Annotated in this window: 17 protein-coding genes and 1 pseudogene; 13 read left to right on the top strand and 5 right to left on the bottom strand. The window is 48.1% G+C overall.

Annotation, left to right across the window (positions count from 1 at the left end; all coding sequences use genetic code 11):
* Positions 1-155: 155 nt before the first annotated feature.
* The gene (locus HUN05_22840; protein ID WDP87612.1) at positions 156-1,970 is read right to left on the bottom strand and encodes an acyl-CoA dehydrogenase; all 1,815 of its coding nucleotides are present in this window, start codon (positions 1,968-1,970) and stop codon (positions 156-158) included.
* 350 nt (positions 1,971-2,320) lie between these two features.
* On the opposite strand from HUN05_22840, the gene HUN05_22835 reads away from it, so the two are divergent.
* From HUN05_22835 to HUN05_22795, 9 genes and pseudogenes are all read left to right on the top strand, one after another.
* Positions 2,321-3,490 (top strand): IS4 family transposase, encoded by a 1,170-nt coding sequence (locus HUN05_22835; GenBank protein WDP88200.1) that lies wholly within the window; start codon positions 2,321-2,323, stop codon positions 3,488-3,490.
* 87 nt (positions 3,491-3,577) lie between these two features.
* Positions 3,578-4,054, top strand: a complete 477-nt coding sequence (locus HUN05_22830) for a DUF523 domain-containing protein (GenBank protein WDP87611.1) — start codon at positions 3,578-3,580, stop codon at positions 4,052-4,054.
* 123 nt (positions 4,055-4,177) lie between these two features.
* Entirely contained in the window at positions 4,178-5,728 is a 1,551-nt protein-coding gene (locus HUN05_22825) for an ABC transporter substrate-binding protein (protein ID WDP87610.1), read from the top strand.
* An 88-nt stretch (positions 5,729-5,816) separates the two neighbouring features.
* Complete coding sequence (locus tag HUN05_22820) at positions 5,817-6,803, top strand: ABC transporter permease (GenBank protein WDP87609.1); 987 nt, start codon at positions 5,817-5,819, stop codon at positions 6,801-6,803.
* A gap of 59 nt (positions 6,804-6,862) precedes the next feature.
* A pseudogene (locus tag HUN05_22815) lies at positions 6,863-7,357 on the top strand (ABC transporter permease).
* Between the two features lie 10 nt (positions 7,358-7,367).
* Positions 7,368-8,327, top strand: coding sequence for an ABC transporter ATP-binding protein (locus HUN05_22810; GenBank protein ID WDP87608.1), 960 nt, complete (start codon positions 7,368-7,370; stop codon positions 8,325-8,327).
* A gap of 173 nt (positions 8,328-8,500) precedes the next feature.
* Positions 8,501-9,715, top strand: coding sequence for an ISL3 family transposase (locus HUN05_22805; protein ID WDP87607.1), 1,215 nt, complete (start codon positions 8,501-8,503; stop codon positions 9,713-9,715).
* 80 nt (positions 9,716-9,795) lie between these two features.
* Positions 9,796-10,818, top strand: coding sequence for an ATP-binding cassette domain-containing protein (locus tag HUN05_22800; protein WDP87606.1), 1,023 nt, complete (start codon positions 9,796-9,798; stop codon positions 10,816-10,818).
* Between the two features lie 308 nt (positions 10,819-11,126).
* Positions 11,127-12,338, top strand: coding sequence for an IS256 family transposase (locus HUN05_22795; GenBank protein ID WDP87605.1), 1,212 nt, complete (start codon positions 11,127-11,129; stop codon positions 12,336-12,338).
* 105 nt (positions 12,339-12,443) lie between these two features.
* On the opposite strand, the gene HUN05_22790 is transcribed toward HUN05_22795, so the two are convergent.
* The 3 genes from HUN05_22790 to HUN05_22780 form a co-directional block, all read right to left on the bottom strand.
* On the bottom strand, positions 12,444-13,688 hold the full coding sequence (locus HUN05_22790; GenBank protein WDP87604.1) for a response regulator: 1,245 nt from the start codon (positions 13,686-13,688) through the stop codon (positions 12,444-12,446).
* Between the two features lie 8 nt (positions 13,689-13,696).
* Positions 13,697-14,146, bottom strand: a complete 450-nt coding sequence (locus HUN05_22785; protein WDP87603.1) for a hypothetical protein — start codon at positions 14,144-14,146, stop codon at positions 13,697-13,699.
* A 197-nt stretch (positions 14,147-14,343) separates the two neighbouring features.
* Positions 14,344-15,321, bottom strand: coding sequence for a hypothetical protein (locus HUN05_22780; GenBank protein ID WDP87602.1), 978 nt, complete (start codon positions 15,319-15,321; stop codon positions 14,344-14,346).
* Positions 15,322-15,556: 235 nt separating this feature from the next.
* Between HUN05_22780 and HUN05_22775 the strand changes: the two genes are divergently transcribed.
* Genes HUN05_22775 through HUN05_22765 form a run of 3 tightly spaced genes read left to right on the top strand, consistent with a single transcriptional unit; the run spans position 15,557 to position 20,469 of the window.
* Entirely contained in the window at positions 15,557-15,958 is a 402-nt protein-coding gene (locus HUN05_22775; GenBank protein WDP87601.1) for a MarR family transcriptional regulator, read from the top strand.
* 10 nt (positions 15,959-15,968) lie between these two features.
* Positions 15,969-17,336 (top strand): hypothetical protein, encoded by a 1,368-nt coding sequence (locus HUN05_22770; GenBank protein ID WDP87600.1) that lies wholly within the window; start codon positions 15,969-15,971, stop codon positions 17,334-17,336.
* 1 nt (position 17,337) lies between these two features.
* Positions 17,338-20,469, top strand: coding sequence for an efflux RND transporter permease subunit (locus HUN05_22765; protein ID WDP87599.1), 3,132 nt, complete (start codon positions 17,338-17,340; stop codon positions 20,467-20,469).
* Between the two features lie 12 nt (positions 20,470-20,481).
* On the opposite strand, the gene HUN05_22760 is transcribed toward HUN05_22765, so the two are convergent.
* A complete protein-coding gene (locus tag HUN05_22760; protein ID WDP87598.1) occupies positions 20,482-21,390 on the bottom strand; it encodes an EamA family transporter in 909 nt (302 codons plus the stop codon).
* Positions 21,391-21,530: 140 nt separating this feature from the next.
* Between HUN05_22760 and HUN05_22755 the strand changes: the two genes are divergently transcribed.
* Positions 21,531-22,265: a FadR family transcriptional regulator gene (locus HUN05_22755; protein ID WDP87597.1), complete on the top strand. Its 735-nt coding sequence runs from the start codon at positions 21,531-21,533 to the stop codon at positions 22,263-22,265.
* Position 22,266: the final 1 nt, after the last annotated feature.

The following is a 22,266-nucleotide window of genomic DNA, read 5'->3' as shown; positions in this document are numbered from 1 at the left end:
ATTGGAATTGGATGAAGATTCAACCATAAAAAGTTAGGGAAAAGGAACTGTACCGGGTGAAATGGATGTCAATCTTCAAAAAAAAAGGGCTGTTGGAAAAATTCCAACAGCCCTAAAAAAGGAAAGCTGATTCGTTTTTTTATTCAGCCAAATGCTTAGCTCGGGAACATATTGTCCTCAATGTCCACGGCCACGGCACTGGTGTTCATCAATGCGGCAAACCGGCCCAGGGTAATGGGCAGTTGTGTTTCCACATAAAAATCAAGGGATTTTAAAATACCCTGGTAAAAGGGTTTGTCTTTCTTTTTGGCTTTTTCAAGTTTTTGGGTCGCAATCACCGCCCGCCAGAGCAGCATCCATGCCATGGTGGTGTCGCCTGTTGCATCCTGAAATGGATGGGCATTGGCAAAGGCTGAAAGCACTTTCTCGCTCATGGCAGTCTGACCCATATGGATGGCCACTTCGCCGAGTTTGTTCATCACCTCTTCAACCTTTACTGCGGCTTTTTCAAGTTCGGGAATGGCCTTGGCCTGGGCAACGGTTTTCTGCATTTCACCAAACAGATCCATGATGGGTTTGCCCTTGTTCATGCCCAGTTTACGGCCTAGAAGGTCCATGGCCTGGATGCCGTTGGTCCCTTCGTAGATCAAAGTGATTCTGCAGTCGCGCAGGAGCTGGGCCATGGGGTATTCTTCAATGAACCCGTACCCGCCGTATACCTGCATGCCCTGGGAGCAGACCTCAAAAGACCTGTCTGTTACATAGCCCTTGGCAATGGGGGTGAGGACTTCTACAAATCCCTGGTATTTTGCCTTTTCTTCATCTGTTTTGGCAAATTTGGCCATGTCAGAGCAATAGTGGACAAAGTAGAGAAGGGTTCGCATGCCTTCCACATTGACTTTCATCATCATGAGCTGACGCCTGACATCGGGGTGGCGGAAAATGGATACCCCTTCGGCATCCGGGTTCATGATCTCCATGAGATCTCTTCCCTGGATACGGTTTCTGGCATAGTCAAGGGCATACATGTATGCGGTGGTAGCACAGGCAAATCCCTGGAATCCGACCAGAAGGCGGGCGGCATTCATCATCAGGAACATGGCTTTCATGCCCTTGTTTTCTTCGCCTAGAAGGGTGCCCACGCAATTTCCCTTTGAGCCCAGGGACAAAGAACAGGTGGAGTTGCCGTGGATGCCCATTTTGTGTTCAATGCCGGTGCAGATCACATCGTTGAACTCCCCTAAAGACCCGTCATCGTTGACCAGGAATTTGGGAACCAGGAACAGGGAAATTCCCTTGGTCCCGGCAGGGGCCCCTTCAATACGGGCCAGAACCGGATGGATGATATTTTCAGCAAGATCATGCTCCCCGCCGGAGATGAATATTTTTTCACCCACAATATTATAGGTGCCGTCCCCGTTGGGGATGGCTTTGGTGGTCAACGCACCCACATCAGAGCCTGCGCCCGGTTCCGTCAGGAGCATGGTGCCGCACCATTTTCCGGTGTACATGTTTTTAAGGTAGATGTCTTTTTGTTCCTGGGTACCAAAATGTTCCACCAAATGGCCTGCACCCTGGGTAAGACCGGGATACATCATAAACGGATAGTTGGCGCCGTTGAAATACTCTGCAGCAGCAGATGCAACGGTTCTGGGCATTCCCTGTCCGCCCCATTCAGGATCTTCGGTGGGGGCCAGCCATTCGCCCTCATTAAAAAGTTCAAACAGCCGTTTAAAGGATGCCGGTGTGGTAACTTCGCCGTTTTCAAGTACGCAGCCCTGTTCGTCGCCTTCTTTGGATGCGGGCAGCAGTTCTTTGACAGCAAAATTTCTGGCTTCTGAAATCACCATATCAATGGTCTTTTTGTTGAAATCAGCAAAATCTTCATTCAGATCTGCCAGGGTTTCAGCCTGGAGCAGTTCATGGAGAACAAACTCAATGTCCCGTCGATCAGAAATTACCTGTGCCATTTTTTCTCCTGGTGTATCGGTTCGTTTAAATACATATTCAGATGAATCATAACAATGAATTCATTCTCATTTTTTTTGTCCGGGTATAATCAGGACAACCGGGCTGGAATGCCATGGGATAAATTAGGATATTTTTTAATAAAAGCAGAAACTTGTATTTTGTGCCCACTGTCGACTTCTCCTGATTATATTCATACATTCATAATGAATACTAATTCATTGCAGTAGTGTCCGGTTAGGTTGTTGCATATAAAAAGCATCTAAAATCATTGAAAAAACAGTCTGTTTTGTGTTGACAAATGTGCGTAAAAATTTTTGTGCGCCTTGAAAATTTAACTCAAGGAGCTCAAATGACGCACATCTCAGTCCCTAAAAAACAACTACGGTCCCTGAACTTTGACAATTTCAGGTGCCCTCTGATAAAGTCACTTTCAAAAGCACCGGAATTACAATCTCGAGGAGACCGCCCTTTAAAAATGACATTCGAAGACCAGATAAATGCTTTGGTTTATTTCCATCTTCAGGAGCACAAGTCTGCCCGACATTTAATTCAGGATCTCAAGGAGAATGTTTTTGCTAAAGAAAATATTGCGCCAGACGGTGGTATCAGCCGTAGTAGTTTCTGTGAAGCCATCAATCACAGGGGACTCGAACAACTGCAATTTATCTTTGAGGATCTTTATAAACAGGCTCTTGAGTGTCATCCGGGTGAACACGCCGAGTTAGGAGAGTTGGTTTCCATTGACGGTAGTCTCATAAATGCAGTCCTTTCAATGCACTGGGCGAACTACAGAAAAGGAAGTAAAAAAGCCAAAGTACATTGCGGATTTGACATTAATCACGGAATCCCAAACAAAATCTTTTTGACTGAAGGCAACGGCGCTGAACGCACTTTTGTTCCCAAAATACTTTCCAAGGGGCAAACAGGTGTTATGGATCGTGGATATCAATCCCATAAAGAATTTGACCTGCTTCAGGAGCAAGGCAAACATTTTGTCTGCCGTATAAAAACCAGGACAACAAGAACAATTATTGATAACCACGAGACCCCTTCCGACAGCTACATTTTTTATGATGCACTGGTTAAACTTGGTACTCCGAATCAAAACCAGACGAAAAGGCCTGTTCGGGTTGTTGGCTATAAAATTGCTGGCGTCAAATACTATGTGGCAACTGACAGGCATGATTTAACAGCGGAACAAATAGCAACAATTTATAAACTCCGGTGGACCATTGAGGATTTTTTCAAATGGTGGAAAGAACATCTGAAGGTATATCATCTCATTGCCCGCAGTGAATACGGCCTTATGGTTCAGATTCTTGGCGGCCTTATCACTTACCTGTTACTGGCAATCCATTGCCAAAAACAGTTTAATGAAAAGGTCACGATCAAAAGAGTTCGGCAGCTGCGAACCGCCATTCTAAATGACCTGTTTGGCTGCGAGGAGCAGGGCTCTCATAGTTCAAACAGGGACAATATTGTCAAAGATCAAAAAATTATTGAGCAAGCAAAAACCTAACCGGACATCACTGAATTCATTGCACTAAATCTGTCTATAGTCAATGATTTTTTTACAAACAATTGATTAGTTGGTATAATCATGTTTATGGAAAAAATTTTAATTTCAGCCTGCCTTTTAGGCGCCCCTGTCAGATATGATGGCGCCTCCAAACCCTTTGACCATCCTTTGATTCAAAAATGGAAAAATCAGGGGCGGCTTGTCCCTTTTTGTCCGGAAGTTGCCGGGGGACTGCCCACACCCAGGCCGCCGGCTGAGATTTTCAGAGCCACGGCCGAAGATTTTTCCTTGTCCCGGGCAAAAGTTTTAACCCGGAAAACAGAGGTGACCCAGGCCTTTGTCCGAGGGGCCCGGGCTGCCCTTGACCTTGCCCTGGCCCGGGAAATTCAACTGGCCCTGCTCAAAGAAAAAAGCCCCTCCTGCGGCAGTTCATTTGTCTATGATGGTAGCTTTTCAGGCAGACGGGTCCCTGGTATGGGAATTACCACTGCATTATTAAGAGAATATAAGATCCACGTTTTTTCGGAAAACCAAATTGAAGACCTCTGTTTTTTGTTAAAATAGAAATTAGCCCCCCCTCTTTTTTTGTTAGTTCATATTATTTAAACATATAGTAAGACCAGACCGTTAAAAAGAGCGGATCCGTTGTTTTTAACATGTTGATTTAACTTTAAATTGGAGGATAGAATGAAAAAAAATATTTTAATGATGCTCAGTCTTTTTCTGGTGCTGTCATTCACAGTCTCTGCCGGTGCAAAAACCTTTAAAATCGGCCTGGATGCCGATCCTGTATCCCTGGATATCCAGGTTCAGCTTTCAGGCGGCATGCTTCAGCTCTCTCATTGGGTTGCCGATCCCCTGGTCCGCTGGACCCAGGAATTGACGTTTGAACCCCGTCTGGCCACTAAATGGGAACGTACAGACGAACTGACCATGCGGTTTTACCTCAGAAAAGGCGTGAAATTCCATTCCGGAAATACCTTTTCAGCCAAAGATGTGAAATGGTCCTTTGACCGCATGAAAAAAAGTGTGGATTTCAAAGGTCTGCTGGAACCCTTTGACGGCTGTTATATAGTTGATGACTATACTGTCGACATCAAAACCAAAAAACCCTATGCCCTTTTGTTGAACATGGCCACCTATTTCTTTGCCATGGATTCCGAGTTTTACACTGGAAAAGATGAAAACGGTCAGCCCAAGGATCTGCTTTTGAAAATCGGGGAATCCTTTGCCCTGAACAACGTATCCTGCACAGGCCCCTTTAAGGTGACCAAACGTGAACACAACGTGGTTCTTGAAATGGAAAGATTTAAAGACTACTGGGATACTAAATCCCCAGGTAATGTCGATACAATTATCCTTACCCCCATTAAAGAGAATGCCACCCGCGTCGCAGCCCTTCTTTCCGGCGACGTAGACTTTATTTCTCCTGTACCTCCCCAGGATTTCAGAAGAATCGCTTCCGATGACAAAGTTAAACTGGTTGCCATTCCCGGCAGCCGTATCATCACCTTTCAGATGAACCAGAATCGTGTTGAAGCCTTCAAAGATGTTCGTGTGAGGCAGGCCATTGTTCATGCCGTCAACAATGCCGGTATCGTGAAAAAAATCATGAAAGGCACTGCCACGGTTGCAAGCCAGCAGGGCCCCAGAGGCTATGCCGGTTACAAGGCAAGCCTCAAACCTAGATATGACCTGGCCAAGGCCAAGGCTCTGATGAAAGAGGCCGGCTATGAAAAAGGTTTTGAAATTACCATGATGGCCCCCAACAACCGTTATGTTAATGATGCGAAAATTGCTGAAGCCACTGCACAGATGCTGGGTAAAATCGGCATTAAGGTAAATCTGAAAACCATGCCCAAGGCCCAGTACTGGAACGAATTTGATGCAAAAGCTGCCGACATGATGATGATCGGATGGCATTCAGACACAGAAGATTCAGCCAATTTTTCCGAGTTTTTGACCATGTGCGCGGATTCAGAAACCGGTATTGGACAGTATAACTCCGGTTATTGCAACCCCAAGGTTGATGAGCTTGTCATTGCTGCCAAATCCGAAACAAATCTGAAAAAAAGGGCTGCCATGCTCCAGGAAGTTGAGCAGATTCTTTATGACGATGCAGCCTTTGTTCCCTACCACTGGCAGAATCTTTCCTATGGTGCCAAAAAGAATGTCCGGGTTAAACCAGTGCTGAACGTAATGAACTTTCCTTACTTCGGCGACCTGGTCATCGAATAATTGTAACCCAATAATTTGTAATCAACCATACATCGTCCTCCCGGTCATTTTTCCGGGGGGACGATTCCTAAAATGAAAAGTTGAAAACATGTTTGCATTTATAGTAAGACGGATTATCCAGGCAGTACTGGTCATGCTTGTCATTGGTCTGGTGGGATTTTCCATAAAAGATCAGATCGGCGATCCGGTCAGGGACCTTGTGGGTGAACGGGTCACCCCGGCTGAACGGGCTAAGATTGCCGATCAAATGGGGCTGAACGATCCCTTTTTCACCCAGTATGCCCGGTTTGTTAAAAATGCGGTCACCAAAGGAGACCTGGGACGCTCTTTTCTTTATAACAAACCCAACCTTGAGGTGATTCTCCACCATGCACCCGCCACCATAGAGTTGGTGTTCGGCACGGCCTTGATCATTGTTTTCATCTCTTTGCCCCTGGGGGTTTATTGTGCGTTGCGGCCCAGGAGTATTTTATCCAGGTTCACCATGAGTTTTTCCACTCTTGGGGTCTCCATGCCGGTATATCTGACCGCCATCCTGCTGATTTTTCTCTTTGCCATTCACTGGCAGGTGCTTCCCTCCTACGGACGGGGGGAGACCATTGATCTTTTCAACAAGGGCTGGTGGACCACGGGGATGCTGACCATTGACGGACTCAAGCATCTTATTTTGCCCTGTGTATCTCTTTCCACTCTGATGCTTCCTTTGTTTATCTGCCTGATCCGGAGCGAGATTATGGAAGTGCTGGAAACCGAATATATCAAATATGCCTGGGCCAAAGGGCTTTCCCCTGCAAGGGTCTGGCTGATTCATGCCTTTAAAAATACCCTCTTGCCCGTGATTACCGTATTCGGGGTCCAGATCGGTATCATGTTTGCCTTTACCCTGCTGACGGAACTGGTATTCCAGTGGCCGGGCATGGGGTTTATGTTTTTGGAGGCCGTGCACCGGGCAGACATCTCTTTGCTCATTGCCTATCTTGTGGTGGTGGCAAGTCTGTTTGTATTTGTTAATACGGTTGTGGATTTTCTTTACGGGTTTATCAATCCCACCGTTAGAATTACAGGGACAAAATGAAAACAAAATTTGAAAGATTTAAAGACTCTTATTTCCTATACAGCTTTAAGCGGGACAAGGTGGCCATTTTCATGTCCGCTATTTTCCAGGTGGTATTCGGCCTGGGCAGTTTTGAGCGATTGGCCGTCCCGCTTTTGACTCTGATCATCGGGCTTTCCAACTGGCCCATGTTTGCCAGGACCATCAGAGCCTCGGTCATGGGCGAAAAAAACAAAGAATATGTGGAGGCGGCCCGGGTGATCGGACTTCCCAAATGGACCATCATGTTTCGCCATATTCTGCCCAACTCTCTGACATCGGTGATGGTTATCTCCACTATCCAGGTGGCCAACGCGGTGATGAGTGAAGCGGCTCTGTCTTTCTTGGGTCTGGGCATGCCCGTGACCAAGCCTTCTCTCGGTTCCCTTATCCGGGCCGGCCAGGAATACTTTTTCTCAGGGTCCTGGTGGATCACCATTTTTCCGGGTATCTGGCTGGTGGTATTTGTTCTGGTCATCAATTTGCTGGGGGACTGGCTCAGGGATGTACTCAACCCCAAACTCTACAAAGGATAGGAAGTTTACGATGTCTCATCTTTTAGAAGTTAACGACCTTGAAGTTAAATTTGCCTTAAGGTTTGGTGATATTACAGCCATTGACGGCGCCAGTTTCACCCTTGACAAGGGAGAGCGTTTAGGCCTTGTGGGAGAAAGCGGGGCCGGCAAATCCGTGACCGGTTTTTCCATCATTAATCTGATTTCAAAACCCGGCTTTATTTCCAGGGGGAGTATATTTTTTGAGGGCAAGCGGATTTCCGATTATAACGATGCCCAGATGCGAAGGATCCGGGGCAACCGTATTGCCATGATATTCCAGGATCCCATGATGACCCTGAATCCGGTATTTACCATCGGCTATCAGATGATAGAAACCCTTCAGGCCCATAGAAAATTGTCCAAAGCCCAGGCCCGGGCCATTGCCCTGGAAAAGCTTAGAAAAGTGCAGATTCCCTCTCCAGAGGAACGACTGGATAAATACCCCCATGAATTGTCCGGGGGAATGCGCCAGAGAATCATCATTGCCATTTCTCTATTGGCGGATCCTGCCATTATCATCGCGGACGAGCTCACAACGGCGTTGGATGTCACCATCCAGGCGGAAATAATGGACCTGCTTCAAGAGCTTTGTGAAACAGAACAGATGGGCTTGATTCTCATTACCCATGATTTGGGTGTGGTTTCCCAGGTGACCGAAAAAATTGCCGTGATGTATGCCGGGAAAATTATTGAATACGGCCCCACAGACCAGGTGGTCCATCATCCGGTTCATCCCTATACCCATGGGCTGATCGGTTCCATTCCAGGCTCCATTCCGCCGGGTGAGGATTTAAAGCAGATCCCGGGCATGATGCCCAACCTGACCTCCATCCCCAAGGGATGTGCCTTTAATCCCAGGTTTGAGTTGAGCCAGGAAATTTGTTCCCAGAAGGTGCCCCGGCTTGAAAACAAGGGCAATGGGATCATGGCGGCCTGCCACATGAAATAGGTTGCCCGTATGGCAAAAAAAATGCGGTTCATCAGAAAATCGCGTACCTGGACTGAGAAACATCACTGGGAAGGCAATAACACAGTAAGGATTTTTATGCTTGAAATGATGGTGTGAACATGATCATGTTCTAATTTTTTTGTGTTATTCGCACAAAATCGGAGAATGAATTAATGTCCACAAGCTTCATATACCATGCCTTTGGCCTTCGTGACTACTTTTATAAAACAACACGTTTCATCGGTGGAATAATCACTTTTGAACTCATACCAAAACCGGAGGCGGTAAAATGCCCGGAATGTAATTCCAGGTCCGTCACCAGGAAAGGGATTGTGACAAGAGATCTCAGAACAATACCGGTAGGTTCAAAACCCGTGATTCTCAGGACGGCTATCCAGAGAATTTGGTGTTCGTTCTGTCAATTTGTCCGGCAAATCAAACTATCCTTTGCCCAGGAGGGGAAAAGCTATACCCGGGCTTTTGAACGGTATGTCTTGGAGTTGTCTCAGTTCATGACAATCAAAGATATTGCCATCCATTTAAGGATCAGCTGGGATACGATAAAGCAGATCCAGAAAGAAGACCTGCTGAGGCGTTATCGAAATATCCCCCTTGAGAAAGTCCGGCAGATTGCCATAGATGAAATTTCCATAGGGAAAGGGCATAAATACTTGACCATCGTGATGGATCTGGAATCCGGTAGAATTCTGCACGTGGGAGAAGGAAAAGGTGGTGAAGCTTTGAAATCTTTTTGGACAAAAGTGAAAATATCGAAAGCAAAAATCAAAGCCGTCAGCATCGATATGTCCCCGGCATACTTGAGTGCTGTTATTGAAAATCTTTCTGGTTCAGCAATTGTCTTTGACAGATTTCATGTTGTTAAATTGTTCAATGAGAAACTGTCGGATTTCAGGCGAAAGCTCTACAACCTTCTTGCCAATACCGGGCAACAAAAACTTCTGAAGGGAGTCCGGTGGCTTTTGTTAAAAAATCCCGAAAACCTCAGTGATGACAAGAAGGAGGCCCAACGGTTAGAAGAAGCATTGAAAATAAATCAGCCGCTATTGGTAGTCTACTACATGAAAGAGGAACTCAGGCAAATATGGAATCAAAAGAAAAAAGAAACAGCTGAAAAGATAGTCAGCAATTGGATCAATCTGGCCAATATTTCCAAAATTCCAATGTTGATGAAATTTGCCAAGACCTTGGCTGTGCACAGGCAAAGAATCCTTTCATACTATGATTACAGGATATCTACAGGTCCTTTAGAAGGGACAAATAACAAGATAAAAACCATGAAACGGAAAGCTTATGGATACAGGGATTCGGAGTTTTTCAGGTTGAAACTTTTGGACCTTCACAATAAAAGGTACGCATTAATCGGATGAACCAAAAATGCCATCTAAATATGAGCAGTAAAGCACGAGCCGCTCCCCGGGAGCAGCTCTTCAGGAATGAAGGATATAAAATGAACAAAGAAAAACATCTGGTGACCATCGATAATGTGGTCAAGCATTTTGATATTTCAGGCGGCCTTTTGGACCAGCTCTCCTTTAAGGGGGGAATGCCTGTTCTTGAAAAGACCACGGTCAAAGCAGTGAATAATGTCTCCTTGTTTGTGAACAAAGGGGAGACCCTGAGCGTGGTCGGCGAGAGCGGATGCGGAAAATCCACCCTTGCACGGGTGGTCATGGGGCTGTATCCGCCCAATTCCGGAAAAGTATACTTTGACGGGGAGCGCATCGACAATCTCAACCATGGTCAATGGATGCCCTTTCGGAAAAAAATGCAGATGATTTTTCAGGATCCATACGCCTCTCTTAATCCAAGGAAGACCGTCCGCCAGACCCTGGAAGAGCCTTTAAGATTCCACAATCCCAAGATGACCGGGGCCGAAGCCGCTGACAAGGTGGCTGACGTCATGGAAAAGGTGGGAGTGGATCCGGCCTGGATCGCACGCTATCCCCATGAATTTTCAGGGGGCCAGCGCCAGCGGATTTCCATTGCAAGAGGATTGATTCTGGACCCCAAGTTTATTGTGGCGGATGAGCTCGTCTCTGCCCTGGATGTCTCCATCCAGGCCCAGATTTTGAACCTGCTCATGGAACTTCGAGAAGAGATGGATCTGACCTATTTGTTCATCACCCATGATTTATCCGTGGTTCATCATATCTCAAGCCGGGTGGCCGTGCTTTACCTTGGCACCCTGTGCGAACTTGCCTCGGCCCATGACCTTTTTTATGAGCCGCGCCATCCCTATACAAGGGCTTTGCTTTCGGCCATTCCCAAGGTCGGGGAAAAAAAGGCCAAATATATCAAGCTCAAAGGGGAGGTGCCCACCCCTGTGAATTTACCGACAGGCTGTGTTTTTAACGGCCGGTGCGTGTATGCAGATGAGCGTTGCAGAACCGAGGTGCCCGCATTGCGGGCGCTTGACAGCGGAGGTTTTGTGGCCTGCCACGGGGTTGAAGAAGGACGGGTCATGGACTGATCCGGCCGGATTTTTTAAAGATTTAAATTCCCTGCGGCCTGTCAAGGTGCCCCAGGGAATTTTATATTTTGGCCTGGATATGGTTTTTTTCTAAACCGTTTCGTATGGCATTTGCCAGGGTCTGCCTGACTACGGGTTTTGTGAGAACATCATGGATGCCGGCGGGGGTTAGTTTCTTCCGGCTGATATTTTCACTATATCCTGTGCAGAGTATCATCGGCAGCTTTGGTTTGATGGCCAAAGGGCGTTCAAAATTCTGTGTCAGTTGAATGAAAGCTGATATACTCAGCTAAATAAGGAGAACTGACATGACCGAAGAAAACACCGAATTTGATTTTCAAAAAGCCCTTAAAGGCATCCAGGAAGGTAAACCCTTCACAGGTAAGGGCGGCGTCCTTACATCATTAATCAAAAATCTTGCTGAAGCTGCTCTTGAAGGAGAGTTGGAGTCCCATCTCGGGCAGGAAGTTTCTGCCAACCGCCGTAATGGAAAAAGCAAAAAGACCATTAAATCCCTGGATGGTAAATTTGAGCTAAAAACCCCGCGTGACAGGGCCGGAACCTTCTCTCCACAGATCGTCAAAAAACATCAGACAACGCTCAGCGATGAAATTGAAAGAAAGATAATAGCCCTTTACGGCCTGGGCATGAGTTATAATGATATGGCTTCCCATTTACAGGAAATCTATGGACTTGAGATTTCAAATGCCACTCTGAGCACCATTACCGATAAAATCATTCATACCGTCAAAGAATGGCAGGCCAGGCCGTTGGAAAATGTGTACCCAATCGTATGGCTTGATGCCATACATTATAAAGTACGAGAAAACGGAAAGGTCAGCAGCAAAGCCGTTTACACAATTCTTGGGGTGAATATCGAGGGCCGCAAAGAGGTTCTTGGGCTGTACATATCCGAGAATGAGGGTGCGAACTTCTGGCTGCAGGTGTTAACAGACCTTTCAAACCGAGGGGTAAAAGATATCCTGATTGCCTGTGTTGATGGTCTAAAAGGTTTTCCCGAGGCCATTGAGACCATATTCCCGGACACAGAAGTTCAAGTCTGCGTAGTCCACCAGATCCGAAATTCATTGAAATACGTTGGTTCCAAAAATAAAAAGGAATTTATGGCAGATCTAAAACGTGTTTATAAAGCGGTCAATAAGGATCTGGCCGAAGAAGAACTGGATATCTTGGAAAATAAATGGAATGACAAATACCCGATTGTGATAAAATCCTGGCGGAACAACTGGGAACGCCTCAGTCATTTCTTTAAATATCCAGAAGAGATTCGACGGATAATATACACCACAAATACCATTGAGGCTGTGCATCGACAGTTTCGAAAACTGACCAAAACAAAGGGATCATTCCCGAACCAGGACAGCCTGTTAAAGCTGCTTTACATGGGGATCCAGAACGCCAGTAAAAAATGGACAATGCCGATTCAAAATTGGTCACTGACAATTTCCCAGTTGGCAATTTTCTTTGAAGGCCGGCTGGATAAAGAGCTGGGAATTTGATAGGGATTTATTTACAGATGGAAAAGATGGTTCCAGGAACTCCACTCCAGCAAAAGTCAACTCCTCCGACGTGGCTGATTGAAGGCCCATTCTCGGACCTGACTTTTACTTCCGCTGGCGCTGAGGCAGATCCGGGAACCGAAACCGTGACACAGAATTCTGAACATTCCCGATGGCCACAACCTTTTTGGCAAACTCAACCCCGTTCATTTCAGGCATGGAAAAATCCGTGATAATCAGGTCAATGTGGTTGGCTTTTACGTATGCCAACGCTTTGTGAGGCGAGCAAAAGGGTTTTACCTGGTAGCCTGTGGCGGTGAGCGCTTTTTCCATCATTTGGGTCAGGGCGATTTCATCGTCGAGAACCAGAATGGTTTCATTCTTTCCCAAAGGCGTGGGGTCCGGAATTATGCTTTTTGTAATTTTTTTGTCGGTCTGGGGCAGGAGGACAACAAAGGTGGCGCCACGGCCTTGTTCGCTGTACGCCCGGATGCTGCCCCGGTATTGTTTGACAATACCGTGAACAACCGACAGCCCCATTCCCGAGCCCTGGTCAACCGCCTTGGTCGTGAAAAAAGGATCAAATATTTTTTCCATGACCTGGGGGCTCATGCCCTGGCCCGTATCGCTGATGGACAGCCTGATATAGGGGCCTGGAGCAAGACTTTTCTTGGGGGCATCCAAAAAAAGATCATCCAGAATAATGTTCAAGGTCCCGGTATGGTCTGCCATGGCCTGGACCGAATTGGTGCATAAATTGATGATGATCCGATGTATCTGGGTGGGGTCGGCAATCACCTTGGCTTCAGATTTCAGCTGGGTTGTGATGGTCACGCTTGCCGGAATGGATGCCTTGAGAAGATTTAAGGCCTCTTCCATGACCGGCCGGATTTTAATCGGACGGGCCATGGGCTCAGCCTGGCGGCTGAAGGTTAAAATCTGGGAGGTGAGTTCCTTGGCCCGCAGGGCCGCTTTGATCACCTGTGCCTGATTTTTAGTTCTTTCTTGGGGATCGGTATCCTCCATGGCCAGTTTGGTATACCCGATGACAGCCGAAAGAATATTGTTGAAATCATGGGCAATGCCGCCGGCCAGGGTGCCGATGGCTTCAAGTTTCTGCCGCTTGTTCAACTCTTTTTCCAGCCTGAGCTGTTGGGCCTGGGTTTTCAGGCGTTCGGCCATTTCTTTTTGAAGCCGGCTGTTGGCAAGGGACAATGCTTTGGTTCTTTTTTTTACCTTGTGGTCCAGGCTTTTGTTGATCTGGCTGACCTTGTCTTTTTCAAGGGCCAGTAAATGGCTGGACAAAAATCTGTACCGGCTGTTCACCTCCATGGTGTAGCCGGCCAGCATTCAGATGATCACGGCGGAAATGAAAAAAAGTTATTATTGATCAGAACAATGCTGGGGGTGTCCATCACCCAGATGGCTATGATTTCGTAAAACAGGACAATGGACCAGTAGCAGGCGCTTGCCCATAAAAAAGAGATGTTCAAAAAGGTGTGGATGGTAATGAAAACGAGAATAATTCCGGCATAATAGGAATAGGTGGCTGGCGGGTCTGCCAGGATAACCATCAGTTCAATGCCCAAGCCTCCGGTCAGGCAGATGAAAAAAAGACAGGGGTTGGCCCAGGTTTTAAATTCAGGCCTGAAAGAAAAGCCAAAGGTAAACAGCGCCAGAGGAATGACAATCAGATAACGGATGGCCCAGAAAATATTTTTTATATCCGGCATCATGACATAGTCCAGAATGCCGAATATACCGTAAAAGAAAATACCGACCAGGATGGCCAGCCTCACCCGGGACAATGACCCTTCAAAATGATAGGCCCGAAATTGGGGTTCCAGGTGTGCCCATTCATGGGAGAAGGCTAATGTAAAGGGGTTAAACAACAAAAATATTAGGTCCAGTCCAGGTTAATTTGTTTTGTGCATACTACCAGAATAATTGGGATGGGTAAAGTTTTCAAACCCTTTGGCCTGAAATTGAAATATCGGTATTTTACTTAGAAGAACAACAGGACCCAGATCAGAACCAATCCCCTTGCCAGCAGACTGAATCCCGTGGTCAGGGCACAGATGGCCGCCCCATGCTTAAACCCGTAGATGGCCGTATATCTGGGAAGGGTCCGTCTCAGACGGGTTATGGGGATCATCAGCAAGCCTCCGGCCAGCAGAGAAACAATCGCCTGATAAGCGGTCACGGCCTGCTGATTCATTAGATTGGACATAAAGGTAATTCCGATGGTCGGGCTGAATATATAGGTGGTGATTGGGCCGATGACAGCGGCCGGAAGGTCAAAGATCGATGTCAGGGGCGCAATCATGGATTCAAGCCGCACCAATACGCCTGAGTTCATCAGCAGTTGAATTAAAAAACTGATCATGGCCAGCATTGTGACCATGCGAATATACATTGTTTTACGGGCCACCCATGTCTGAGTTAATAATTGTTTTAAAGATCTGGGGTTACAATCCGCATCCATTGGGTCACATTCCAGATGGTCAAAGGCATCTTGGGGTTGAACGGTAGGGGTTAATCGGATGCGTCCCCATAAGATGACAAATCCGATTTTAAGGATACCGGTTAACCAGAAGACTGCAATATAAATCATGCACAGGCGAAACCCGAGCAGCGGAAGGACAATGGGCAGCTGAAAGGTCAGGGTCTCTTTAAAATGAAAGGGGACGGTATTCAAAACCCCGGTCAGTAAAAGTGCTTGATTTGATATTTTCTGATCCCCATGGAATTGAGCAGCCATTGTGTGGGCCGCAATCATGGAACCGATTGCAGCCAGAAAACTTAAAGCGCTCTCAGAGGGAAGGTTTGCAAGTTTGGCCACTGGCGTGCCAATGGGTTTAAGGTATTTCATCAAACCCAGCTGCATGAAAAATTCAATTCCGAAAAGGCTGATGAACATGACAAATCCCATGCGCAATACAAGGGAGATCGTGGATTCCAGTGATAATAAAAGCAGTTCCATAAACTCCTGTTTATGTCATTTGTAATAATTTTTACGACTAAATAATATAAGCCAGGTTCACCGATCTGCAAGGTGGGAAAAGAGATCTTACCAAGCCCAGGATATTTTTCTCAGTTGACAATGAAACTGATCAGGGCTAAGCTCAGTTTCATTGTCAACTGAGAGGGGGATTATTTTTCAAACCTTTGCATCGGAATCCATTGCCCGGCGTATTAATTTTTTGTTTAGAATGACCATGGGACATCTGCGTAGAGAGATGAAAAAACTCGGGGTGGGCACTGGGGATTATTCGTTTATGGCGATTTTGTTTTTAAAGGACGGCCTGAGCCAGGATGAGTTGTCCCGGCAGATCCGGGTGGATAAATCCTATACGGCCCGGGCCGTTGCCCGGCTGGAAAAAATGGGGCTGGTGGAACGGCGTCCCCATCCGGATGCCTACCGGGTTAAACAGGTTTTTTTGAGCCAGCAGGCCCGGGATATGCAGGCCCCTTTTGTACAGGTATTGATAAACTGGCACCAGGTTCTGGTCAAGGATATTGATCCAGATGACCTTAAGATCATTCAAACCGGGCTGGACAAGATGATGGAAAACGCCCAGGCAGATTTGAGTATGGAAGATCCAGACCCAATTTTTTAGGAAATGAATAATGAAAACCTTTAAACGCCTTGTCATTCTGGTTCCCGTCATTGTCGGGGTTGCCCTGTTCCTGGTGATGAAAATAAATAAAACCCAGCCGAACCGCCTTGAAAATAAAGAGCGGGTCCAGGCGGTAAGGGTGATGCCGCTGGAAAAAATGGCTGTGATCCCGAGAACCAAGGGCTACGGATATGTTCGGCCTGACCGTACCTGGCAGGCCATTGGCGAGGTCGGCGGGCAGATTGTCCAGATGGATGAAAACATTAAAAAAGGGTATTTCATAAAAAAGGGTGAGTTGCTCTTGAAAATCGATACCCGATCCTACGGCCTGGCAGAATCCAAAGGAGTGGCAGATGTCATGAATCTGGATGCCCGGCTCAAGGAATTGGAGCAGTCCCGGAAAAATACCCAACATCTTCTGGTCATAGAAAAAAAGGCCCTGGGACTTGGGGCCCAGGAACTGGAGCGAAAGCGTCAACTCTATGAAAAGCAATTCATTTCAGCTTCCGACCTTGAACAAGAAGAGACCCGTTTTCTGGCCCGCCAGACCTCGGTCAATAATTTGGAAAATATCCTCAAACTGATTCCGGCCCAGAAAAAGGCGTTGCTGGCCCAAAAACGGTCGGGAGAGTCTTCTGTGGCCGAACGGCGTCTGGATGTGGCCAAGACAGAAATCCGGGCCCCCTTTAACGGAAGAATTTCAAAGGTGAATGTCGAACGGTTTCAATTCGCCCCTGCCGGCAGTGTTTTACTGGAGGCGGAAAGTATCGACCGGGTGGAGATTCCGGTTCAGCTCAGTCCCCTTGAATTTTTTAAACTTCTTCCCCGGAATCATAACAAGGCATTTACCCGGATTCCGGATATCGAGACCATTCGCCGGGCCATCGGGATTTCAGCCAAGGTCAGGCTTCCCATGGCCGAGGACCTCATCATTGAGTGGGAAGGAATATTTTCCAGGACCGGAGAGGCCATAGATCCGGCCACGGGCACCCTGAGTTTCTTTGTTACGGTTGACAATCCCTATGCCGGTCTGATCCCGGGAAAACGGCCGCCCCTGGTCACCAATATGTATGTGGAAGTGGAAATGTCAGGCCGGTCCCTGGCCGACCGGTTTGTTCTGCCCAGAAGCGCGGTTCACGGCGGCCAAATCTATGTCTGCACACCCGAGAACCGGCTTGAGATCCGCAAAATTGAGCCTGAGTTTTCCATGGGGGATCTTAGCGTGCTGACCACGGGGGTGGTTGAGGGGGAGGCCCTGGTTCTTTCCGATCTGGTGCCTGCCGTGGCCGGGATGAAGCTTTTACCCAAACAGGACAAAGAGAGGGCAGAGCAGGTAAAATCCGTTGCATCCGGTTTTGAGTCCGGGGGGGCCCTTTGATATGAATGCATTCAAAGGCATGGTCACCTTTTTAAGCGGCCATCCCACGGCCGCCAACCTGCTCATGATCCTTTTTCTGGCCCTGGGGGCCATTAGTGCGGGGGATTTGAAACGGGAGACCTTTCCGGATTTTAGTGTGGATGCGGTGGCGGTTACGGCCCTGTATCCCGGGGCCACGGCCCAGGATGTGGAAGCGGCCGTCTGCCGGCGTATCGAAGACGCCGTGGATTCTGTCTCCAATATCTCCGAGGTTCAAAGCACGGCCATGGAAAATTCAGCCCGGGTGGTCATTGAGATGAAAGAAGAGGGGGATCCCATCCAGTTTCTCAATGATATCAAAACCGAGGTTGAGGCGGTGAGCGATTTTCCCCAGGAGTTGGAAGACCTGATCATCAAACAGATTAACAGGACGGATCAGGTGGTCTCCATTGCCGTAACAGGCCCCATGAGTCCGGTTCATCTCAAGTTTTTCTGCGAAAATCTCAAGGACAGACTCAAACGAATGGATTTGATTTCCCAGGTGGACCTGAAAGGGTTTTCAGATTCGGAATTTCTCATTGAAATTTCTTTTTATGATATGATGCGTCTGGGACTGTCCGTGTCGGATATTGAGGCTGCCGTGGCTGCCCAGAATATTGATCTGCCCGCCGGCAGCCTGGAAACCCGGGATTCGGATATTCTGATCCGGTTTACCGAAGAGAGGAAAAGTATTCCTGATCTGGGGGATCTGGTGGTGGTCTCTACCCAAACCGGGGCCGAGATCCGGCTGGCCGAGATTGCAAAAATTACCGACCGGTTCGAGGATGAGGAAGATAAAATTTTGTTCAACGGCAAACGTGCCGGGATTCTTCAGATCAACAAGACCAAGTCTGAAGATGCCCTGGACATAATGGACGCGGTGGCCGGTTTCCTTGAAAAAGAGCGGGCCCAGGCCCCTCCGGGCATGGCATTTGAACTGACCCAGAATGTATCCAAAATCGTCCGGGACCGGCTGGACATGCTGATCAAAAACGCATTCCAGGGATTGGTTCTGGTCTTTTTCGCCATGATTTTGTTTTTTCCTTTTAAATTTTCTTTCTGGGTGATTATGGGACTGCCGGTCTCCTTTGCCCTGACCTTTTTCTTTATGAAATTCATGAATTTGTCCCTGAATATGCTTTCCATGGTGGGCCTGCTCATCGGGGTGGGTATTCTCATGGATGATGCCATTGTGATTGCTGAAAATGTGGCGGCCAATCTGGAAAAGGGGATGAACGGGTTCAGAGCCACGGTGGACGGGATCACCCAGGTCGCCCCGGGGGTGTTTTCTTCTTTTCTGACCACCTGTTTTGTCTTTGGTGCCCTGGCCCTGAGCATGAAAGGGGATATCGGTAAAGTTTTGTATGTCATCCCGGTGATCTTGATTCTGGTCCTTTCCGTGAGTCTGGTGGAGGCGTTTTGCATTCTGCCCAACCACCTGGCCCATGCCTTGAAACATAACGGCAAGACCCTCAAGGCCAATCGGTTCAGGCAGGCCATTGACAAAATTTTAAATGTGACCAGGGAAAAATTGCTTGGCAGAGTGGTGGACCTGGCCATTGATTACAGGTATTTTTTTATTGGCCTGGTCTTGTTTGCCTTTATTTCCTCTTTGGCCATGATTGCCGGAGGGGTGCTCAAGGTCAGGGTATTTCCTGAAATCGACGGAGACGTTATTCAGGCAAGACTGTTATTCCCCCAAGGCTTGCCCCTGGAGAAAACCAGTTTTTATGTAGACCGGCTTTTGGACGCGGCTGAAAAAATTAATGGGGAATTAACCCCGGCCCAGCCGGGCAAGGTCCCTTTGATTGAACATACCAGCGTGCTGTTCAATACCAATGCAGATGCCAATGAAACCGGTCCCCATGTGGCCACGGTTTCTTTGGACCTTCTCAGCGCAGAGGTGCGCACGGTCACGATTGATCAGATCATAACCCAGTGGCGAAATCTGGCCGGGGATATGCCCGATGCCATTGCCCTGGCCTTTAAGGAACCTGTCATCGGTCCTGAGGGGCTGCCCATCGAAATTCGGCTCAAAGGTGATGATCTGGATGAATTAAAGCTGGCCTCCACCCGTCTCATTGACTGGCTTTACCAATACCAAGGGGTCTTTGACCTTTACGATGATCTGCGGCCGGGCAAGCCGGAAATCCGTGTGACCCTTAAACAGGGGGCAAAGGCCAGGGGATTCACCGCCCGGATGGTCTCCTCCCAGCTTCGGGCGGCCTTTTACGGGGCCCAGGCCAGTCAGATGATTGTCCGGGACGAATCCTATGAACTCAATCTTAAGGTTGCGGATAAGGACCGGGACAGTATTGGTCGTCTGGAAAATTTTTATCTGATCAATAAAGAGAAAAAACGGGTTCCTTTGACCTCGGTGGCTCAGGTGTCCCGGGACAGGGGATATGCCGGTATCCGGAGGGTGGACGGCATTCGTACCGTCACGGTCACAGGCGACCTGGATACCCGTCTTGCCAATGCCGCTGATATCATCGCCCATACCCGTACCGGGTTTTTGTCCGAGCTTCAAAGGGAGTTTCCCAATATTTTCATTGGTCTGGAAGGCCAGGAAAAAGAGCTGAAAGCCTCCATGGGCGGCATGTTCAAAGCCTTGGGTATAGGCGTTTTCGGCGTTTTCTGCCTTCTCAGTTTTCAATTCAAGTCCTACCAGGAGCCCCTGGTGGTCATGGTGACCATTCCCTTTGCCTTGATCGGGGTGGTCTGGGGCCATATTTTCATGGGCCTTGATCTTGCCATGCCCAGCATTATGGGGTTTATTTCTCTGGCCGGCATCGTGGTCAATGATTCCATTCTTTTGGTGACCTTTGTGAAGCAGCACGCCGCCGACGGCCAGAGTGTGGTCGCGGCCGGTAAGCAGGCGGCCCGGGATCGCTTTCGTGCCGTACTTCTCACCTCGCTTACCACCATTGCAGGTCTTTTGCCCCTGCTGGCGGAACGGTCGCTCCAGGCGCAGATTTTAATTCCTCTGGCCTGTTCCATCGTGTTCGGCCTTATGGTTTCCACGATTTTGGTGCTGGTGGTGGTGCCAAGTCTCTATGCCATTCTCGCAGATTTTAACCTGGTCCGTCTGGAAAATCCTTCAGACCGAGACTAAAAGGGGATTCGCTTATTTTTTGTTTTGCAGGATTGTCGGTACAAGGGAGATGCTGGAAGGAATTTGTTTCATGACAATCACCGCCATGCCTGAAAAAATAAGTACCATGCCAATACCGGAGTTGAGGGTGAGCGGTTCTCCCAATATCCATATGCCCAAAAGGGCACCCACCAGGGGTTCTACCAAAAGCAGGACAGCGGCAGAGGCAATCGGAACCGCCCCAAGCCCCCGGGCCAGAAGAAAATAGCTTAAGGCCGTGGGAAAGACGCCCATGTAGCATAGGGTCAGCATGACCCGGGGATTTGCCAATTCTTTGAGATCGGTAAATCCCAGAAAGGGGATCATCATCAAAGCGCCCCAGCTTAAAATCATGCCCACGGTTTTTGCCGGGGGCATCTGTCCTGCCAGCCCGCGGCCTGCCACCACATATACGGCATAGCCTGTGCCTGCGGCCAAGGCCAGGCCCATGCCTTTGGCATCTATTATCATCCCATTGCCCGAAGAGACCAGAAAAAAACATCCTGCAACGGATAACAGGGCGGCCATGGTCCATGGTTTGCCCAAGGGCTCTTTAAAAAATAAAGCGCCCAAAATTCCGGCAATTATCGGGCTGCTGCCGATGGAAACCAGCGTGGCCGTTGCAACCCCGGTTCTGGCCACGGCTGCAAAAAAAGTAAATTGAAACAAAACCACCCCAATGCTTGCAACCAAGACCAGGAAGGAGTTGTGGCCGGGGACCGCTTGTTTTCTGCCGGAGGCAAAGGCAAGCAGGAGAGGCCCGCCGATGATGAGCCTGAATGCCCCGATCACCCAGGGGGAAATGGATTTTGCACCCAGCATCTGGGCCGTACCTGTGGTCCCGAATAGCACGGCAGCCGTCAGAATGAAAATATATCCCTTAAAAATAGAGTTGGTCTTCATGGTGTCCTTTGTCCTTGAGAGATGTTTATGATTTTTATCATTAATCTTGTGGATCTCCAATTGAAATTAATAAATATCGGTTGACCCGGGATAGACAAAAGGTTAAATTGTAGGACAATTAAACTTTTCCAGGAGATCTTATGGGGCTGACCATTACCCAAACCAAACCTCTGAAAACCTATCAGCATGTGGTTGAACAGATCCAGGCGGCAATTTTTAGCGGAGAGCTGGAACCGGGAGAACGTTTACCCCCTGAAATGAAGCTCAAGGAGATGTTTGACACCAGCCGGGGAACCGTGAGAGAGGCCTTGCGGGTGCTCGAGCAAAAAGGTCTGATCCGTGTCAGCACCGGAGCAAAGGGCGGGGCCAGAATTCAGCCGGCCAATACCCATGCCATGGAAGAGAGCATGGGGGTGCTTATCAGGCAGAATAAGGTTTGCCTTGAGCATCTGGCCGGGTTCAGGACGCTTTTGGAGGGCCATGCCGCACAAGAGGCTGCCCAAAAGGCTGAACCTGATGATTTGGTTCTTCTTGGAAAAATTTTAGATCAGATTCGCGCCCATGCTAAGACCGATCCGGACAATTGGGATGAGTTTAACCGTCTGGATGCAAAATTTCACCTGGCCCTGGCTGCCATGGGAAAAAATCCCCTGGTGGAGGCGAATCTTAAGACCGTCCATGGGAACGTTTATACCTATTTTACCCGGTTCCTCCCTTTTTCTCGGGACTTGCTTGACAAGGATATCCAGGATCTTTCCTTGATTCTGAATGCTGTGTCCAGAAAAGATGCCAAGGATGCGGCCCGTCTGGCAAGAGCCCATGTGGAACGCTTTGCCGTTTTGATGAAAGAACCCAACCTGGGTAAGGATCAATGAA

The organism is Desulfobacter sp. (genome assembly GCA_028768545.1).
Taxonomy (GTDB): Bacteria; Desulfobacterota; Desulfobacteria; order Desulfobacterales; family Desulfobacteraceae; genus Desulfobacter.
This window is presented reverse-complemented; position numbering and strand designations above follow the sequence as displayed.

Bases quoted from the DNA above. Each gene is read 5' to 3' on its own strand.
- HUN05_22840 (WDP87612.1), bottom strand. From the start codon at position 1,970: ATGGCACAGGTAATTTCTGATCGACGGGACATTGAGTTTGTTCTCCAT.
- HUN05_22835 (WDP88200.1), top strand. From the start codon at position 2,321: ATGACGCACATCTCAGTCCCTAAAAAACAACTACGGTCCCTGAACTTT.
- HUN05_22830 (WDP87611.1), top strand. From the start codon at position 3,578: ATGGAAAAAATTTTAATTTCAGCCTGCCTTTTAGGCGCCCCTGTCAGA.
- HUN05_22825 (WDP87610.1), top strand. From the start codon at position 4,178: ATGAAAAAAAATATTTTAATGATGCTCAGTCTTTTTCTGGTGCTGTCA.
- HUN05_22820 (WDP87609.1), top strand. From the start codon at position 5,817: ATGTTTGCATTTATAGTAAGACGGATTATCCAGGCAGTACTGGTCATG.
- HUN05_22810 (WDP87608.1), top strand. From the start codon at position 7,368: ATGTCTCATCTTTTAGAAGTTAACGACCTTGAAGTTAAATTTGCCTTA.
- HUN05_22805 (WDP87607.1), top strand. From the start codon at position 8,501: ATGTCCACAAGCTTCATATACCATGCCTTTGGCCTTCGTGACTACTTT.
- HUN05_22800 (WDP87606.1), top strand. From the start codon at position 9,796: ATGAACAAAGAAAAACATCTGGTGACCATCGATAATGTGGTCAAGCAT.
- HUN05_22795 (WDP87605.1), top strand. From the start codon at position 11,127: ATGACCGAAGAAAACACCGAATTTGATTTTCAAAAAGCCCTTAAAGGC.
- HUN05_22790 (WDP87604.1), bottom strand. From the start codon at position 13,688: ATGCTGGCCGGCTACACCATGGAGGTGAACAGCCGGTACAGATTTTTG.
- HUN05_22780 (WDP87602.1), bottom strand. From the start codon at position 15,321: ATGGAACTGCTTTTATTATCACTGGAATCCACGATCTCCCTTGTATTG.
- HUN05_22775 (WDP87601.1), top strand. From the start codon at position 15,557: ATGGGACATCTGCGTAGAGAGATGAAAAAACTCGGGGTGGGCACTGGG.
- HUN05_22770 (WDP87600.1), top strand. From the start codon at position 15,969: ATGAAAACCTTTAAACGCCTTGTCATTCTGGTTCCCGTCATTGTCGGG.
- HUN05_22765 (WDP87599.1), top strand. From the start codon at position 17,338: ATGAATGCATTCAAAGGCATGGTCACCTTTTTAAGCGGCCATCCCACG.
- HUN05_22760 (WDP87598.1), bottom strand. From the start codon at position 21,390: ATGAAGACCAACTCTATTTTTAAGGGATATATTTTCATTCTGACGGCT.
- HUN05_22755 (WDP87597.1), top strand. From the start codon at position 21,531: ATGGGGCTGACCATTACCCAAACCAAACCTCTGAAAACCTATCAGCAT.